At 62.8% G+C, this 17,347-nt stretch carries 16 protein-coding genes and 1 pseudogene; 3 read left to right on the top strand and 14 right to left on the bottom strand.

Going from position 1 to position 17,347, the window contains the following annotated elements:
- The 12 genes and pseudogenes from H040_RS12260 to ubiE all read right to left on the bottom strand — a co-directional run.
- Nucleotides 1-1,841, bottom strand: a 1,841-nt coding sequence (locus H040_RS12260; RefSeq protein WP_112312835.1) for a HAMP domain-containing methyl-accepting chemotaxis protein, incomplete at its 3' end; no start/stop codon positions are given.
- Between the two features lie 133 nt (nt 1,842-1,974).
- On the bottom strand, nt 1,975-2,847 hold the full coding sequence (locus tag H040_RS28100) for a methyl-accepting chemotaxis protein (RefSeq protein WP_425313691.1): 873 nt from the start codon (nt 2,845-2,847) through the stop codon (nt 1,975-1,977).
- Nucleotides 2,830-3,891: pseudogene (locus tag H040_RS28105) on the bottom strand (methyl-accepting chemotaxis protein); the annotation flags it as partial. The pseudogene H040_RS28105 and the gene H040_RS28100, both read right to left, overlap by 18 nt.
- 100 nt (nt 3,892-3,991) lie before the next feature.
- Nucleotides 3,992-4,699 carry a 16S rRNA (uracil(1498)-N(3))-methyltransferase gene (locus H040_RS12270; protein ID WP_027920634.1) on the bottom strand — a complete coding sequence of 236 codons (708 nt, stop codon included), beginning with the start codon at nt 4,697-4,699 and terminating at the stop codon, nt 3,992-3,994.
- Nucleotides 4,696-5,487, bottom strand: a complete 792-nt coding sequence (gene tatC / locus H040_RS12275) for a twin-arginine translocase subunit TatC (RefSeq protein ID WP_027920635.1) — start codon at nt 5,485-5,487, stop codon at nt 4,696-4,698. Before tatC ends, H040_RS12270 begins: the two co-directional genes overlap by 4 nt.
- A complete protein-coding gene (tatB, locus tag H040_RS12280; protein WP_027920636.1) occupies nt 5,484-5,849 on the bottom strand; it encodes a Sec-independent protein translocase protein TatB in 366 nt (121 codons plus the stop codon). Before tatB ends, tatC begins: the two co-directional genes overlap by 4 nt.
- A 3-nt stretch (nt 5,850-5,852) precedes the next feature.
- On the bottom strand, nt 5,853-6,125 hold the full coding sequence (locus H040_RS12285) for a twin-arginine translocase TatA/TatE family subunit (RefSeq protein WP_027920637.1): 273 nt from the start codon (nt 6,123-6,125) through the stop codon (nt 5,853-5,855).
- A 153-nt stretch (nt 6,126-6,278) separates the two neighbouring features.
- Nucleotides 6,279-6,614 carry a phosphoribosyl-ATP diphosphatase gene (locus H040_RS12290; protein WP_027920638.1) on the bottom strand — a complete coding sequence of 112 codons (336 nt, stop codon included), beginning with the start codon at nt 6,612-6,614 and terminating at the stop codon, nt 6,279-6,281.
- Between the two features lies 1 nt (nt 6,615).
- A complete protein-coding gene (gene hisI / locus H040_RS12295; RefSeq protein WP_023378315.1) occupies nt 6,616-7,008 on the bottom strand; it encodes a phosphoribosyl-AMP cyclohydrolase in 393 nt (130 codons plus the stop codon).
- A gap of 71 nt (nt 7,009-7,079) precedes the next feature.
- Nucleotides 7,080-8,702: a ubiquinone biosynthesis regulatory protein kinase UbiB gene (ubiB, locus tag H040_RS12300; RefSeq protein ID WP_027920639.1), complete on the bottom strand. Its 1,623-nt coding sequence runs from the start codon at nt 8,700-8,702 to the stop codon at nt 7,080-7,082.
- On the bottom strand, nt 8,699-9,322 hold the full coding sequence (locus H040_RS12305) for a ubiquinone biosynthesis accessory factor UbiJ (protein ID WP_027920640.1): 624 nt from the start codon (nt 9,320-9,322) through the stop codon (nt 8,699-8,701). Before H040_RS12305 ends, ubiB begins: the two co-directional genes overlap by 4 nt.
- A complete protein-coding gene (ubiE, locus tag H040_RS12310) occupies nt 9,322-10,092 on the bottom strand; it encodes a bifunctional demethylmenaquinone methyltransferase/2-methoxy-6-polyprenyl-1,4-benzoquinol methylase UbiE (RefSeq protein ID WP_027920641.1) in 771 nt (256 codons plus the stop codon). The genes H040_RS12305 and ubiE overlap by 1 nt, the downstream gene beginning before the upstream one ends.
- A gap of 124 nt (nt 10,093-10,216) precedes the next feature.
- Here ubiE and H040_RS12315 point away from each other — a divergent pair, with 124 nt between their 5' ends.
- Nucleotides 10,217-10,492: a polyhydroxyalkanoic acid system family protein gene (locus H040_RS12315; RefSeq protein ID WP_027920642.1), complete on the top strand. Its 276-nt coding sequence runs from the start codon at nt 10,217-10,219 to the stop codon at nt 10,490-10,492.
- A gap of 20 nt (nt 10,493-10,512) precedes the next feature.
- Here the strand turns inward: H040_RS12315 and H040_RS12320 are convergent, their stop codons facing one another.
- Nucleotides 10,513-15,207 carry a DUF6543 domain-containing protein gene (locus H040_RS12320; protein WP_027920643.1) on the bottom strand — a complete coding sequence of 1,565 codons (4,695 nt, stop codon included), beginning with the start codon at nt 15,205-15,207 and terminating at the stop codon, nt 10,513-10,515.
- 181 nt (nt 15,208-15,388) lie between these two features.
- Between H040_RS12320 and H040_RS12325 the strand changes: the two genes are divergently transcribed.
- Together H040_RS12325 and H040_RS12330 are read left to right on the top strand one after the other, a co-directional pair.
- Nucleotides 15,389-15,808, top strand: coding sequence for a phasin family protein (locus H040_RS12325; RefSeq protein WP_027920644.1), 420 nt, complete (start codon nt 15,389-15,391; stop codon nt 15,806-15,808).
- Nucleotides 15,809-15,818: 10 nt separating this feature from the next.
- A complete protein-coding gene (locus H040_RS12330; protein WP_027920645.1) occupies nt 15,819-16,589 on the top strand; it encodes a phasin family protein in 771 nt (256 codons plus the stop codon).
- Nucleotides 16,590-16,720: 131 nt separating this feature from the next.
- Here the strand turns inward: H040_RS12330 and H040_RS12335 are convergent, their stop codons facing one another.
- Nucleotides 16,721-17,335 carry a TetR/AcrR family transcriptional regulator gene (locus tag H040_RS12335; protein WP_027920646.1) on the bottom strand — a complete coding sequence of 205 codons (615 nt, stop codon included), beginning with the start codon at nt 17,333-17,335 and terminating at the stop codon, nt 16,721-16,723.
- Nucleotides 17,336-17,347: the final 12 nt, after the last annotated feature.

A 17,347-nucleotide genomic window follows, 5' to 3' on the forward strand; every position in this document is an offset into this window, starting at 1 on the left:
TCAGACACATCTCGCACATTCAGCACACTTCGGTTGATTTGCTCGGCCACCACGCTCTGTTCCTCGCTGGCCGTGGCAATCTGCTGGTTCATCCCCTGTATGCTCGAAACCGTGTCGGTAATCTGCGCCAGGGCCTGCCCGGCCCTGCGGCTCAGATCGACGCTCTGTTCGGTCAGCTGCTTGCTGTCGTCGAGCAGGCGGGTGACCTCGTCGGTGCCGCTGTGCAGGCTGTTGATCAGTTGCTCGATTTCCTCAGTGGACTGCTGGGTGCGCTGCGCCAGCCCGCGCACCTCGTCGGCGACCACGGCAAAACCTCGGCCCGCTTCGCCCGCCCTGGCGGCTTCGATGGCCGCGTTCAATGCCAGCAGGTTGGTCTGCTCCGACACTGACTTGATCACATCGAGGATGCTGCCGATGCGCTGGCTTTCGCTGGCCAGGTGCTGCATGGCGCCCAGGCAATCGTCCATCTGCCGCGCCAGCTGTTCGATGCGGCCGATGGCTTCGGCCACCACCTGGTCACCCAGTTGCGCCTGCTGGTCGGCGTTTGTCGCCGCCAACGAGGCGTGTTCAGCATTCTGCGCAACCTCCTGTACCGTGGCGCTCATCTGGTTCATGGCGGTGGCTACCTGGTCGGTCTCCTCGCGCTGCTGGTTGATGCGCAGCTTGGTGTCCTCACTGCTGGCTGCCAGCTGCGAGGCGGCCAGGGAAAGCTGGCCGACCCCTTGGTCGATCCCGCCGATCAGCTCGCGCAGGCTCACGGTCATCTCGCCCATGCGGGTCTGCAACTGCCCCATTTCGTCGCGGCGCTGCACTGGCTCGAGCTGGCTCAGGTCACCTTTGGCAATACGCGCGGCCAATGCCAGTGTCTGGCGCAGCGGTTGAGTGATCTGCTGGGTGATCAGCCAGCCAGCGACGATACCCACGACCAAGGCCAGCAGTGCCACGCTGGTGAGCAAGGAGCGGGCGGCGATGGCCTCGTTGTCGCGTTGCTCTACCTTCCTTTCGGCCAGTTCCAGGCTGGCCGCCCTGAGCTCGTTGCCCATCTGCTCCATATCGTTCTGAAGCTGTTCGACTTGCAGTGCCGTGCGGCGATACTGCTCAAGGCTGGTGCGGTACTTGCCCAGCTCGATGCCTGGCTGTTCTGTCAGCGTGCGTGGCAGGCCTAGCGGGGCAAGACCCTTGAGCAACTGGCTGAGACTGGCATCGGCGGAGTTCAAGGCGGTATCGCCGACTTTGGCGAAGTCCGTGAGCGGCACGAAGGTGTAGGCTGGCACCAGGCTCTGCTGGTTGGCGGTGTCGACCTGGCGGCTCAGGGTATCCATCAGGCCAAGCACGCCGCCCTGGCTGTCAGCAGGCATCTTGAGCAGGGTCTGGGTCTGCAGGGCGTCGATGACGTCGTTCAGTTTCTGCTCTTGCTCCTGCATGCCTGTGCGAAGCGCTCGACGCTCCTCGACGGTGCGCTGCAGCGCTGCGAAGTTCTCGCGCAGGCGCTGCAGTAGCTGCAGTTTCTGGGTCAGCATCTGGCGTGACTCATCGACGCTGCTGCGCTGCTCAAGGGTGGTCAGCAGGGCATCCAGTTGCTGCAGAATACCGGCGATCTGCGCCCTGCTGGCGTCGTCGGCCAGTACTCGATAGGTGATGCGCTCGGCGCGCAGGTCTTTGACCAGTTCATTGATCCGGCCGATTTCACTGAGTTGTTCCGAGCGGCTGATGGCGTCGTCCAGGGCGCGCCAGCCGCTGACCGTGGTGGCCAGAGTGAGCGCGAGGACTACGGCGAAGCCCAAGGCGAGCTTGGCGCCGACACTGATGTTGCCGAGCCTGTGATTGAGGTAGCCGAACATGGCGGGTCTCCGTCCAGTTGGTAGGGATGGGGTGCTGGCGTAGTGCCGGCATCTCATCCCTGCCAATCGGCGGAGGGCCTGTAGGACTTGACCTGAAACTTATGTAGGAAAATTCAGCGCAGACAGTGAGGTATCAAAGTCTGAACCGCCCAACCAGCCCTTGCAGGTGAGTACCCAGCCGAGCCAGCTCGACGCTGGAGCTGGCTGTCTCCTCACTTGCAGCGGAAGTCTGGTCGGAAATATCCCGAACATTCATCACGCTGCGGTTGATCTCTTCGGCAGTAGCACTCTGCTGCTCCGCCGCAGTGGCGATCTGCTGGTTCATGGCCTGGATCGACGAAACCGTGTGGGTGATGGTTTCCAGCGAACTGCCGGCGCGGCGGGTCAATTCGACGCTGCTGTCGGTCAGCTGACGGCTGGCGTCCATCACGCTGGCCACGCGCTGGGTGCCGCTTTGCAGGCCGGCGATCAGTTCTTCGATTTCTTCTGTGGACTGCTGGGTGCGCTGGGCCAGGCTGCGTACCTCGTCAGCCACCACCGCAAAGCCACGCCCGGCTTCACCTGCACGTGCCGCTTCGATGGCGGCATTGAGTGCCAGCAAGTTGGTCTGCTGGGCCACCGACTTGATCACGTCGAGCACACTGCCGATCTTGTCGCTCTCAGCCTTGAGCTGGTTCATCGCTTCGCTGGAGTTGACCACCTCGCCGGCCAGGCGCTCGATTTGCGCGACCGCCTCGCTGACCACACGATCACCCTCGCGTGCCTGCTGGTCGGCCATGGCGGCGGCTTCCGAGGCCTGCTCGGCATTACGCGCCACTTCATGCACGGTGGCCGCCATTTCGTTCATCGCGGTCGCTACCTGATCGGTCTCGACCTTTTGATTGTTGACCCCGGCGCTGGTCTGCTCGGTTACTGCCGACAGCTCTTCTGCGGCGCTGGCGATCTGTGTCACGCCATCGCCTATGCCGCCGATCAGCTCGCGCAGGCCTTGGGTCATGCGCTGCATGCTGGCTTGAAGCTGGCCGAGTTCGTCGCGGCGGGTCGAATGCAGGTCCTGGCGCAAGTCGCCGTTGGCCACGCGCTCGGCGGCAGCCAAGGTCTGTCGCAGGGGAATGATGATCTGCCGGGTGATGGCCCAGGCTGCGAGCAGGCCCAGCACCAAGGCCAGTGCGGTAGCACTGCCCAGCATGATCTTCGCCTGGCGCGTACCGGCATCGCGTACTTCGGTCTGCGAAATGGTCATCGCCTCGCTGGTCTGCAGCAGTACCGACCCTTGATCGGTCATGCGTTGCAGCGCCTGTTCGCTGGCGCCTTGGGCCGTGGCGAACTGGTTTACGGCGTCGCGGTAGGCGGCCAGTGCTGTGGCCGAATCGTCAAGGCTGGCAGCGTATTCGGCCGGCAACCTGGCGGGCAGTGCCTTGAGTTCGGTGAGGGCCTGGTCGATGGCCTTCAGTGCAGTCTGCTGGTACTCGGCGTTGCCGCTGTAGGTGTAGCCGCGCACCTGGAAGCGAGCCTGTTGCACCAGTGCACTGACTTCCACGGCATTTTGGTACTGGGTGATATCGCCGCCCTGCAGCAGGCGCTGTTGCACCCGGTTGATCAGCTCGACGGCCTTGTCGGCGCTGTCACCCAGTACGCCGCGAGCGGCGTCGCGGCGTTGAGCGGTTTGCTTGAGGTCGTTGAAGGCCTGCAGGTATTGGCTGACGGCAGCTTGTTGCTGTTGCAGGCGCTGGCGGTCAGTGGGTTGCTCGATTTGCCCGAGCATGAAGGTGATCTGGCGTTCGAGGTTGCCCAGGGCCTTTTCCAGCTCTGCGATGGCCGCATCGTTGCGGTCACGCTGGTAGTGCTGGCGGGCGATGCGCAGCTCCTGAGTGTACTGGTGGATCACCGAAATGTTGCCCAGCTTGTCGCCGCGCTCGGTGACGCTGTCCAGGCCCTGCCAACCGGTGAAGGTGATGGCCAGGGTCAGTAACAACACCAGGCCAAAGCCCAGCCCCAATTTGCGATTGACGCTTACATTGCCCAGCGATTGGGAAAACCATTGGTACATGTTCGACTCCCCGGCAGTGTGGCAGCACTGATTATTGTAGTGTTGCCAACACCATCGGCTTGCGCCGGGGAAACTTGATAGGGAGAAGTTGACCCGCTCGTCAGAAAATCCTTGAGAGCAAGGCAGTTACAGCAGTTTCCACACGCAAAATGCGATCACCCAGCTGAACGGGTGCCAGGCCAGCCTTGCCGAGCAACTCCACTTCGTAGGGGATCCAGCCACCTTCGGGCCCGATCGCCAGGGTGACTGGCCCTTCGACCGCGCGTGGGCAGGCCGGGTAGGGGCCCGGGTGGCCGACGAGGCCGAGGGTGCCATCGGCGATGGCAGGCAGGCGGTCTTCGACGAACGGTTTGAAGCGCTTCTCGATGATCACCTCGGGCAGCACCGTGTCACGGGCCTGCTCCAGGCCGAGAATGAGGTTCTCGCGAATGGTTTCAGGGTTGAGAAAAGGCGTTTGCCAGAAGCTTTTCTCGACCTTGTAGCTGTTGACCAGGATCAGCCGCGGCACACCCAGGGTCGCCACGGTCTGGAACAGCCGACGCAGCATCTTCGGTCGCGGCACGGCCAGCACCAGAGTCAGCGGCAGCTTGGCCGGCGGCTGCTGGTCGAAAGTGACTTCCAGTTCGGCTTCGTGTTTTTCCAGGCGCTGCACCGTGGCCTTGCCCATCAGGCCGTTGATGCGGCCCACGCGCAGGGTGTCGCCCACCGCGACGCGGTGAATATCCTGCATGTGGGTGAAACGCCGATCAGCGAGGACGACGCGGTCGGCCGAGACGAAATCGGCCTCTTCAAGGAGTAACAGGTTCACGGCTGGGTCGCTGGCGGCTGGTCGTTGTGGTCGTTGGTGGCTTCGTCGTCGGCATGGCTGCGCTTGCGGATCAGGCTGCCGCACAGCACGCCAATCTCGAACAGCAGCCACATCGGCACTGCGAGCAGGGTTTGCGAGAAGATGTCCGGCGGGGTGAGGATCATGCCGACCACGAAGCAGCCGATGATCACGTACGGGCGGACCTTTTTCAGGTACTTCACGTCGACCACGCCGATCCACACCAGCAGCACCACAGCCACCGGGATCTCGAAAGCGACACCGAAGGCAAAGAACAGTGTCATGACGAAGTCGAGGTAATTGGCGATGTCGGTCATCATCGCCACGCCTGCCGGGGTGGCAGCGGCGAAGAACTTGAACATCAGTGGGAACACCAGGAAATAGGCGAAGGCCATGCCGGCGTAGAACAGCAGGATGCTCGACACCAGCAACGGAATGGCGATGCGTTTTTCATGGCGGTACAGGCCTGGCGCGATGAAGCCCCAGATCTGCTGAAGAATGAACGGGATCGCCAGGAACAGCGAAACGATCATGGTCAGCTTGAACGGCGTCAGGAACGGCGAGGCCACGTCGGTGGCGATCATCGTCGCATTGGCTGGCAAGTGCTCGCGCAGCGGCGCCGACACCAAGGTGTAGATCTGCTGGGCGAAGGAAAACAGCCCGGCAAAGATCAGGAAGATGACCCCCACGCAGCGCAGCAGGCGGGTACGCAGTTCGGTCAGGTGCGAGACCAGCGGCATTGGCTGGTCGTGTTCCGGATTTTCGCTCATGGGGCTCGCGGCGGTTGGGGCTGTTCGGGCGGTTCAGGCGTGGTGGTCGGCGCTGCCGGTGCCGGCGTTTGCGCAGCGGCAGGCTGCGTGGCGACTGGCGGCTGTGCCGGCGGCATCTGCGGGTTGAGGATGCGCTTGGCTTCCTCTTCCATCTGCAAGATGTGCTCGTTATGCAACTGGCGGCGGATGTCGTCGGCGCCGATTTCGCGCTCGACCTCCCTCTTGATTGCATTGAAGCTGCGTTTCAGGCGCCCGATCCACAGCCCCGCGGTACGCGCGGCGCCAGGCAGGCGCTCGGGGCCGAGCACCAACAGGGCGACCAGGCCGACGAGCAGCAGCTCGCTGAAGCTGATGCCGAACATGGGTCAGTCTTTCCGCTGCGGCTCTTGGACCGGCTGGGCCTGGCCCTCGATGGTGTGGCCCTGTGGTTGCTGGGCAGTGTTCTGCACGGGGGGGACAGGCTGGGCTGGCGGAGGGGCCTGTTCGGCCGGCTTGTTTTCTTCGTCGTTCATGGCCTTGCGGAAGCCCTTGATCGATTCGCCCAGGTCACTGCCGAAGTTCTTCAGTTTCTTGGTGCCGAACACCAGGACCACGACGACCAGCAGGACGATCCAGTGTTTCCAGTCAAAAATACCCATTTCGTACTCCTGAAAATTGTCAGTGAACCTTCTGGTGCTGCTTTGCAGCCCTTTCGCGCCACACGGCCGCTCCCACAAGGTCCGCGTTACGCCGGTCCCTTGTGGGAGCAGCCTTGCGTGGCGAAAGGAGCGCACAGCGCCCCCAGAAATACATCAGGCAGATGGCTGCCGTGCCGCCTTCTCATCATGCCCGGACAAGCCAAAGCGGCGCTCCAGTTCATCTAGCACGGCCTGTGGGTGCTGGCCCAGCGCGCTGAGCATGACCAGGCTATGGAACCACAAGTCTGCGGTTTCATAGATGACATCACTGCAATCCTTGCTCACGGCGGCGTCTTTGGCCGCGATAATGGTCTCCACCGACTCTTCGCCGAGCTTTTCGAGGATCTTGTTCAGGCCCTTGTGGTACAGGCTGGCCACGTAGGAGCTGTCGGGCGCTGCGTTTTTGCGCGCTTCGAGCACTTCGGCCAGGCGGTTTAGGGTGTCGCTCATGTCAGTGTCCTGCGCTGTAGATGGCATGCGGGTCTTTCAGAACCGGGTCGACGGTTTTCCACTGGCCGTCTTCGTAGACGCGGTAGAAGCAGCTTTCACGGCCAGTATGGCAAGCGATATGGCCCAGTTGTTCGACCATCAGGATGATCACGTCGGCATCGCAGTCCAGGCGCATTTCATGCAGCTTTTGCACATGGCCAGACTCTTCGCCCTTGCGCCACAGCTTGCCACGGGAACGCGACCAGTAGATGGCGCGTTGTTCGGCGGCAGTCAGCGCCAACGATTCGCGGTTCATCCAGGCCATCATCAGCACGCGTCCGGTCTTGTGGTCCTGCGCGATCGCCGGTACCAGGCCATCGCTGTTCCACTTGATCTCGTCCAGCCAGTCTTTCATCGTCGACTCCAAAGCGGGCCCGTCCTGTACCGGGCCCTTTGCGCTAGTGTGCCAGCCAGCAGCGCGGCTGGCTATTGGCGCACGATCAGGTAAAGGCCTGCAGCCAGCATCAGCCAGGCTGGCCAGGCGGCCGGGGCAGCCAGGCTGGCAGCGTTGGCGGCACCGGTGGCCAGTACCGCACCGCCACCGAGCAAGCCGGCACCGAGCAGGCGCAGCGCCCAGCGGTCGCCTTGGCGACGGCGTTCCGGCAGGTGCGGGTCTTTCAGATGCGGCTGCGACAGGCGCTCAAGCAGGTCGCGGGCCATGCCGGCCAGGTGCGGCAGCTGCTCGACCTGCCCATGGATGTTGCCGAACACGGCCTTGGGGCTCATGCGCTCGCGCATCCAGCGTTCCAGGAACGGCTTGGCGGTGCTCCACAGGTCCAGGTCCGGGTACAGCTGACGGCCGAGGCCTTCGATGTTGAGCAGGGTCTTCTGCAGCAGTACCAGCTGTGGCTGGACTTCCATGTTGAAGCGCCGTGCGGTCTGGAACAGGCGCATCAGCACCTGGCCGAAGGAAATATCCTTTAACGGTTTTTCGAAGATCGGCTCGCACACGGTACGAATTGCCGCTTCGAACTCATTGACCTTGGTATGTGCCGGTACCCAGCCCGAGTCGATGTGCAACTGGGCGACACGGCGGTAGTCGCGCTTGAAGAAAGCGATCAGGTTGCGCGCCAGGTAGTCCTGGTCCTCGGCAGTGAGGCTGCCGACGATGCCGCAGTCGATGGCGATGTACTGCGGGCTCCACGGCTTGACTGTGCTGACGAAGATGTTGCCCGGGTGCATGTCGGCGTGGAAGAAGCTGTCGCGGAACACCTGGGTAAAGAACACCTCGACACCACGCTCGGCCAGCATCTTCATGTCGGTACGCTGGTCGGCCAAGGTCGCCATGTCGGTCACCGGCACGCCGTAGATCCGCTCCATTACCAGCACTTTCGGCCGGCACAGGTCCCAGTACACCTGGGGCACGTACATCAGCTCGGAACCTTCGAAATTACGCCGCAGCTGGCTGGCGTTGGCCGCCTCGCGCAGCAGGTCGAGCTCGTCGTAGATGGTCTTTTCGTAGTCGCCGACGATTTCCACAGGGTGCAGGCGGCGAGCGTCGGCCGAGGCGCGCTCGGCGGCCTTGGCGATGAGGAACAGCCAGGCCAGGTCCTGGGCGATGACCGGCTTCAGGCCCGGGCGTACCACCTTGACCACGACCTCTTCGCCGCTTTTGAGGCGGGCGGCATGCACCTGGGCCACCGAGGCCGAGGCCAGCGGCTCGACGTCGAAGCGGCTGAACACTTCGCCAACCTTGGCGCCGAGCTGATCTTCGATCATCGCCACGGCTTGTTTCGGGTCGAACGGCGGTACGCGGTCCTGCAGCAGCATCAGCTCGTCGGCGATGTCGGTGGGCAGCAGGTCGCGGCGCGTGGACAGCAACTGGCCGAACTTGATGAAGATCGGCCCCAGGTCCTGCAGCGCCAGGCGCAGGCGTGCACCACGGCTGAGTTCGGAGGGTTTGCGCGGCAGCCAGCGCCATGGCATCAGCAGGCGCAGGCTGGCCAGCCACCAGGGCAGCAGGGGCTGATCGAACAACAGGTCATCGAGACGGTAGCGGATTACCACGCGCTGGATGCGAAAAAGACGGCGGACGGCGAGCAGCTTCATGCGTTATCGCTGGTATCAAGGGATCGGGAGAGGCGCAGCAGGCGCGCCTCGAGGCGTTCGATATCGAGCTTGAGGGTGTCGAGCTGGCTGAAAGCGGCTTCGGCTTCACGCTGGCCCACCAGGGTGCGTGATTCCTCGGCCAGGTATTCCGACAGGTTCTGGCTGAACCGTGCCAGGCCTTGGCGGGTCCAGCGTGCGCGCAGGCGGATGTGGCCGGCGAGCATTGCCGTGGCGACCGGGCCAAGCCAGCGCTGCAGTTCGTGTTCCCAGTCCAGCTCCAGGTCCTGCAGCACGCCGAACAGGTCGAGCAGCACGGCGCTGTCACCATGCAGTTCGACCTGCGGGCTGTGCAACACGGCAGTCTTGTCCCTGGCCACGGCCAGTTGCACCAGGCTGCCGGCTGGGGCGCGCAGGCTGCAGTCGACCTCGCCCTCCCAGTGGGCGGCAAGCATCAGGCCTTCTTCATCGGGCAGGATGAACACCTGCAGGGCCGGTTGGCGGCAGTCGATCTCGATGACCTTGCCCTCAAGCGCGGCCAGGCGCGGCAGAGCCGTGCTGTCCATGCGCAGGACGCGGTTCAGGCCATGTTCGACACTGGCGAGCAGCCCGGCCAGCAGCATCAGGGCTTGATTCCCCGGTGCACGGCAACGATACCGCTGGTCATGTTGTGGTAGGTGACGCGGTCGAAACCGGCCTCGACCATCATGCTTTTCAGGGTTTCCTGGTCGGGGTGCATGCGGATCGACTCGGCGAGGTAACGGTAGCTCTCGGAGTCATTGGTGATCAGCTTGCCGGCCAGCGGCATGAAGGCGAACGAGTAGGCATCGTAGGCCTTGGACATCAGCTTGTTGGTCGGTTTGGAGAACTCCAGGATCAACAGGCGCCCGCCCGGCTTGAGCACGCGCAGCATCGAGCGGATGGCTTGGTCCTTGTGGGTGACGTTGCGCAGGCCGAAGGCGATGGTCACGCAGTCGAAGTGGTTGTCCGGGAACGGCAGCTTTTCGGCGTCGGCCTGGACGAACTCGATGTTGCCAGCCACGCCGCGGTCGAGCAGGCGGTCACGGCCGACCTTGAGCATCGAATCATTGATGTCGGCGAGCACCACCTGGCCCGTCGGGCCGACCAGGCGCGAGAACTTGGCGGCGAGGTCGCCGGTGCCGCCAGCGATGTCCAGCACGCGGTTGCCGGCGCGCACGCCCGACAGCTCGATGGTGAACCGCTTCCACAGGCGGTGCATGCCGCCGGAGAGCACGTCGTTCATCAGGTCGTACTTGGCGGCCACAGAGTGGAACACTTCGGCGACTTTCTTCGCCTTCTGGCTTTCAGGGACGTCCTGGTAGCCGAAATGGGTGGTGGGTTCGGCGTGGTCGCCTTTGCGCTGGTCGTTCATATCGCTTCACCGGAAAAAATTACCGCCATTCTAGGGCGAACGGGCGGATTTGTCTTGGCGGGGTGTGCCTTGGGGCAGGGGCGGGCATAATGCAGATTATGTCTACATACCCAGGAACACCCGCATGACCCAGATCAGCGTCGAACGCAAACACTCCCTCGGCCGCGATGCCGCCCGCGCCAAGGCCGAAGCGCTGGTCGACAAGCTCAGCCGCGAATACGACCTCAAGGCCACCTGGAACGGTGACCGGGTCGATGTGGCACGCAGCGGCGCCAACGGCAGCGTGCACATTGGCGAGGACAGCATCCGCGTCGAACTGAAACTCGGCATGATGCTGTCCATGATGGGCGGCACCATCAAGAGCGAGATCGAGCGGGCGCTGGACAAGGCACTGGCGTGAAGGTTGCCGCCATTTGGCGTCTACCGTGATGCAGGCGGGAACGGAATGATGTCTGCGATCTGGGCCAGGCGCAGGTCGCCCCGGTAGATGGCGATACGTTCCTTGGCGTTGGGCGCCAGTTCCAGGCTGGCGTCTCGGCCTTTTTCACGGGGGGCCCGGAATTTGAGGTGCCCTTTGACGAAGTCATGGGCTTTGGCATCCGGGCTACGGTAGTGGAAGTGTGCTTCCCACAGCACTGCACGCGGTGCTTGTGTGTCCCTGATCTCATACACATCGAGGTAGTCGTTGGCGTGGCGAAGCGGCCTGCGGATGACGCTCGGTGCAATCGAGACTCGCCGCTGCTCCAGCAGATAGCGCAAGGCGGTGCTGTCTGGATGTCGGGTGTTCAGGTAGGCGTTGGTGAGCAGTTGCTGCTTCCGTTCGCCGACCCTTGCCACCGCCTGGCGCAGCTGGCTGACCAGGTCGCTGTCGATGCCGGCCAATCGCTGTGACAACTCCTCCATGTCGTTGATCGGCCAGTCCAGGAAGTCATTCAGGCTATTGGGCTGGTCTGCATAGCGTGCCGCGAAGGCGATTTTCTCATCGACCTGCGCCAACAGCTGCCTGGCATCCTGGCGAAGTTGCGCCAAGTCGGGCTCGGCGGCACGCGGTCGGGCGGTCTGTTCGTGCCATTCGTTACCGCTGCGTTCGTAATTGCCCGCCGGTTGCTGGTTGATCGGGTTGCGTTGGACGGCGTGGTCGCCTTGTGCCTCCACCAGCGCCGGGCGGTGCCCTACCCGGATCACCGTACGCCTGCCTGGCGTGGCACGGTGCAGTGCCCGTGGCGGCGGTGGCAGGATACCTTTATCAAGGTCGGCCAGCGCAGTGCTCAGTTGCGCCTCGGTCGTGTTGACCAATGTGTTCAACTCGGTGATGTACTCATCCAGGATTGTCCGGTCCAGCGCCGGATCGCTGAAAGATTGCATGTAGTGGGCCTTGTCGAGGATCGCGCGATACCTGCGCAAGACGTCGTCCAGCACCTCGGTCTTGTCCTCGGGAGATACCTCGGCCATGGCCAGGCCATCGTGGCTCCAGATCGTACGGCTCAATTCGTTGTTGCTGAGTACCTCCCGCAATGGCAGCAGGTTGTCGGCCGCTTCAGGCGTCAGCACAGTTTTGTCCACGGTGAGGTAGGCCAGGTCGCTGAGTAGCTGCGCGCGTATTACCAGCGTCGAGTAGGTACGCTGCTTGATGACCCGGTCGAGTTTGCCGGCTTTGTCCACATAGTCGACCTTGGGGTTTTCCAGTGCTTCCGGTATGGCCCGGTCCAGCCGCTGGCTGACCACGAGCAGTCGGCGCGTGGCCTGGAGTGAATTTTGCACGCAGGTTCGATAGTCGACATAGCGTTGTAGCTGCTCGGGACCCTGCGGCAATCGGTGCAGCTTATTGGCCTGCGTGACCAGTTGTTCATGGTCGACCTGTTCCAGCAGGCGGCGGCACAACACTATGTCGTTTTCGATGGCGGCCTCGAGCCACGTGCTGTACCGCCTGGCGTTGGTGCCGGTGGCGTCGAGCCGGAGGAAGCGTGGTTCAGTCAGTTCCATGTAGGTGCGCACGTTTGCTTCCAGCACTGCGCCCTGCTTCTCCAGGAAGAGGGCCGAAGCCCTGAGCTCGGTGACAAGTTGCCTGCGTCGGGCCAGCAGCTCCTGTTTTTGCAACAACAGTGCCGCTGGCGGGTTTGTACGTGCTTGCGCCGGCAGGGCCAGGAGCGCCAGGCTGTAGTCCGTGGCAAGATCATCATAGTCGGTGAGTCGCTGGCGGTTGCGCTCCAGCAAGGGCTTCAGCTTCGCTAGCTCTTCGATATTGCGCGAAGCGGTTTCGCGCAGTTGGTTATAACGCTGTTGGTTTTCAGCATTGATTGACTTGCTGGTCCTGGGCATGCCTCCAGCGAGCTTCAGGTTGATTGCCCACTCGCCATTCCAGCGTGCCAGCCAAGGGCCTCGGCTGCGTTCACGGCCAACGATGTGATAGTTGTCGGGCGCGCCCTGCCAGTGTGAAACCCACTCGTCATTGCTTTGCTCGGGGCCGACAATCTGTATGCCGCCCCAGGTCTCCTGTACCTCGTATGCCGCCCCTTGCAGCTTCACGAAATGGCGGCCGGCGATTTCATACAGACCACGCAGGCGTCCCCTGGATAGGGGCGTCAGCCCCTCCAGCGAGCGACTGGCCTGAAGCCCGATCAGCGCTTGTCGAGCTGACGGTGACAGGTTGCCCACGCGCTGGTTGTCGTGCCAGCTGTAAAGCCGCACAGGTGTGGGGCTTTGTTCCTGCGCCGGCGTTTCTTCGCTGGTAATTTCCGGTTCGGACGGTTCGACGAAGCGAAGTGGCGGCGCCGACGGGTGATCGGCGACAGTGGGCGCATTGCGGTGGGCCAGGAGCATGGCCAGGTCGGTCAGAAGGTCGGTCGCTGCCACAATCCGTGCTTCGTCGGTCCCGTTGGCCAGCGCCGACAGGTCATCCTTGGCGGCCGAGAGCGCCAGTATCAGCCACGTCAGGCTGGCCAGGGGGCCGTGCCAAAGCAGGCTGACGGTGTTGAAGAGTGACCCTGCAACCTGGCTGACCAATGCCGATTTCTCTTGCGCGTTGGACAGGCTGCTGCGCAACGCGGCCAGGCGCATAGCTTCGATTCTGGCTTCGAACAGGTGGGTGTCCAGGTCGGTCGACCAAGGGGCGAATTGGGCTGCGACCGGTTGCCTGAGTTGCTCGATGAGCTTGTCCACCACCAGGCTTTCACCGCCCAGCAGGCCGGCCAGCGCTTCCAGCCTCGGGTGCAGGTGGGGGTGAGTGAAGCCGCCGTTCGCGTAGACCTCGCGTACGTCGTCATTCAGCCATTCCAGGGTGCTTTGCTGCAACTCACCGTCGCGGCGGATGGCGACCATCATCTGATCGAGATCGGTGAACTGCAGCAGATTCTGGTCGGCATAGAACGGTCGGTACAGCACCCAGCCATGGCTGGCGGGAAGCTTGATCAAGAACATGCCGTGGGCTCTGTCACTGACCGAAGTGCCGGGGGCACACAGAAAAGCCAGGGGGGCGATATGCAGTGGCTGGGCATCATTACTGCCTTGGCAGAACGCCAGCAGCGCATTGCTCGCGGGTTCGCTCAGCTGCCCCTGGATGTTGGCCTTGAGGGTACTGAATAGCAGGTTGCCTCGCCATTCCCTGGCGTGTTGGCGGATCCGCTCTTGCCTGCGTGGTTCAACAGCGACGATAGCCTCCAGGTAATGAGGGTACTGGCCGCCGACGTCGACTTCGTGAATCAATGCCCTGATCTGTTCGAGGCTCAACCATGCGTCGGTGTTTACGCCGCCGGGAACGGTGACTCCGGTCATCACTTCGCCAGCGCCCAGGTGCAATCGGGAGATGGCCAGGTCGGTCAGGCTTTCGTCTCGCACGTGCAGCGACTGCGAGCCTTGGACGCTGCTGCCGATGATGGCCTGTGAAACGCTGATGAGTACCTGGTCGGGGTCATGCTGCGCGACTGTCGGGTAGCGGCTTTGCAGTTCCTCGCGCAGGCGGCGGTTGGCATAGCGCTGGAGGTCGTCGATATCGCCGAGTGATGTCGAACCCTTGGACTGCCCCTGGCGTGCGGCAAGCTCGAGCAATGCCGTGTGGTAGGCGTAGCGGCTGCTGGCATCAGCGGTGGATAGCCAGGCCGGCAGGCCGACACTGGGCAGGCCTTGTGCCGCGTGTGCCTGGTTGAGGAAGTACGCGCTTGGGTCAGTCAGCTGGTGTAGCTGGTTCTGCAGGTCGCTGATCGAGGTCAGGTGCCCAAGACGCAAACGCCTGATGTTGTCGAGCAGCGTGTTGAGCAGCTGCCTGGCCTGGAAGGCAAATGGGTTTCCCACAACAGCAGTCTGGCCCCAGGTCAGTCCATCGAACTGATAGCGCTGCGCCAGTTCTTCCTTGAGTGCGCGGGTAAAGGCCGGCAGGTCGGTAAAGCTGCGAACCTTGCCACCTGGCTTGCACCACAGGAGCCGTCCTTGCGGACCTTGGGTCGTGGACAGCAGCAGATCCGGCAGGGTCACAGGCAGGTTGTTGCCCGCTGTCGTCAGGTTCACATTCACCGCACAGATGGAAATGCCTTCGGGAATATCGGCGAGCAGGGCGTACAGGGTGGCCCTGCCAGCTGCGTCCAGCCCCTGATTTTGCAGGTTGCAGAGCAGTGCGGCCTGGATGGTGTGCTCAAGCCAGCGCATGCGACTGACTTGGCTGGCTTCGTCGAGGCCGTTCCAGAAACCGATCTGGGCGTGCTGGAACTGCTCCAGCCATGCACCCAGCAGGCTCTCCAGGCCGTCGTTGAGCCTGGCCAGGTCCAAGGTGATCTCGGGATGTCTGGCCTTGTCCGTACCTTGCTCCTGTGCGTGAAACACCCGAGGTGGGGCGATGCTTGGCAGGTCCGCGGCGGTCAACTGAAGGCGGCTGCCTGCGAGGAGGTGATCCAGCAGCACATCCAGCAGCGCACGCTGCGCAGTAACACCGTCCAGAGAGGGGAGGATGACGAAGTCATCGAGCGATGTCAGCTGAGGGTGGTTACTGCTTATCCATGGGTAATGGTCGATGAGCACCTTGAACCCTTCGTGGGACAGAACATCGCGCAGCTTCGGGCGTTCTGCGAAACAGGCTGCGACCTTTTGCTTGAACGTTTCTTCGCGGGCGGTGGGGGTTTCGGTCATGGCATCGGCTCCGGTCAAGTGGAGGTGACGACGCTAGCGTGTCGGTGCGCGCTGCCCGCGGTAGATGAATAGGGCAAGCAACACCTTAGGGTGAGGTTTCTAATTTTCTTCCCTACCTTGTGCACAAGCCCAACCTCCATGGGCGGTTCCTCCCTCCACTCATGAGCATGAGGTACAGAACATGGCCAAAGTGAATGTGAAGAAGAAAGACGAAGCCCAGAGCACCTTGGGCGAGGTGCGCGGCTACGCGCGCAAGATCTGGCTGGCGGGCATCGGCGCTTATGCGCGGGTCGGTCAGGAAGGTTCCGACTACTTTCAGGAACTGGTGAAGGCCGGTGAAGGTGTCGAGAAACGCGGCAAGAAGCGCATCGACAAAGAGCTGGATGCCGCCAACAACCAGATCGACGAAGCGACCCAAGAAGTCAGTCGTGTACGTGGCAAGGTCGAAATTCAACTCGACAAGATCGAAAAAGCTTTCGACGCACGGGTAGGTCGCGCCTTGAATCGCCTTGGCATTCCGTCTAAACATGACGTTGAGGCGTTGTCCATCAAGCTTGAACAGCTGCATGAGCTGCTCGAGCGCGTCGCGCACAAACCATAAGGAGAGCAGGATGGCTGGCAAGAAGAATTCCGACAAAGAAGGCAGCTCCTGGATCGGCGGGATCGAGAAGTACTCCCGTAAGATCTGGCTGGCGGGGCTGGGTATCTATTCGAAGGTCGACCAGGACGGGCCGAAGCTGTTCGACTCGCTGGTGAAGGATGGCGAGAAGGCCGAGAAGCAAGCCAAGAAAACCGCTGAAGACGTGGCAGAAAGCGCCAAGTCCTCGACCACGTCGCGTGTGTCTGGCGTGAAGGACCGTGCACTGGGCAAGTGGAGCGAACTCGAAGAGGCCTTCGACAAGCGCCTGAACAGCGCCATCTCGCGTCTGGGCGTACCGAGCCGCAACGAGATCAAGGCCCTGCACCAGCAGGTCGACAGCTTGACCAAGCAGATCGAGAAGCTGACCGGCGCCTCGGTCACCCCGATCTCCTCGCGTTCCGCAGCGGCCAAGCCGGCGGCGAGCAAGGCAGCGGCCAAGCCATTGGCCAAGCCAGCAGCTAAAACGGCGGCGGCTAAACCTGCAGCTAAAACTGCAGCGGCCAAGCCTGCTGCCAAACCAGCGGCCAAGGCAGCGGCAAAACCGGCTGCCAAGCCTGTTGCAGCCAAGCCTGCCGCAGCGAAGAAGCCAGCAGTGAAGAAGGCCCCGGCCAAACCAGCGGCCGCCAAGCCGGCAGCACCGGTGGCCAGTGCCGCTCCGGCCGCTACCGCAGCACCGGCGCCTACTGCGGCCCCGGCTAGCAACCCGCCTTCGGCTCCGGCCAGCACCGGGTCTCTGCTCTGATAGCGGTGTAACGCCCTTCGCGGGTAAACCCGCTCCCACAGATATAGCGCCGGATCAAGCATCAGCGCTGTCCCTTGTAGGAGCGGGTTTACCCGCGAAGGCGGCGGTGCAGCAATACATCTCCTACTGGCTTACCCCTCCAGATACCGCACTGCCAACTCCTCGGCAGCGGCCCGTGCCTGCTCCTGCAGATGCGGCGCCACCAGCATCATCACCTGATACACCACGATCCCCACATCGCCCTCGCGCCCCAGCACCCGCTGGTAGTCCAGGGAGAACATCAAGGTCAGGGTGATCTGTTCCACCAGTTGCCCCAACGCTTGCGTCCCACTGACCACTTGCCCCTGGCCCTTGAGGCTGGCCAGCAGTGCCGCCAGCGTACGCTTGAGCGCATTGATCAGGCTGCGCATGCCCCGTGCCAGCTTGGGCAGGCGCCCGGTCAGGTTGGACAGGTCCTGGAACAGAAAACGGTACTGCGCCATGCGCTCGACGATCAGGTGCAGGAACAGCCAGTAATCCTCGGCCTCCAGGCGCACCTCCAGGGGTGGGTCGAGCAACGGCATCAGCGCTTCCTCGAAGCGGTCGAACAGCCCGTGAATCAAGGGTTCCTTGCCATGGAAGTGGTAGTACAGGTTGCCCGGGCTGATGCCCAGTTCGTTGGCGATCTCCAGTGTCGATACATTCGGTTCGCCCTGTGAGTTGAACAGCTGCAGGGCGCATTCAAGGATACGGTCGCGGGTCTTCATCCAGTCGGCTTG

The organism is Pseudomonas sp. URMO17WK12:I7 (assembly GCF_003269045.1).
Lineage (GTDB): Bacteria > Pseudomonadota > Gammaproteobacteria > Pseudomonadales > Pseudomonadaceae > Aquipseudomonas > Aquipseudomonas putida_J.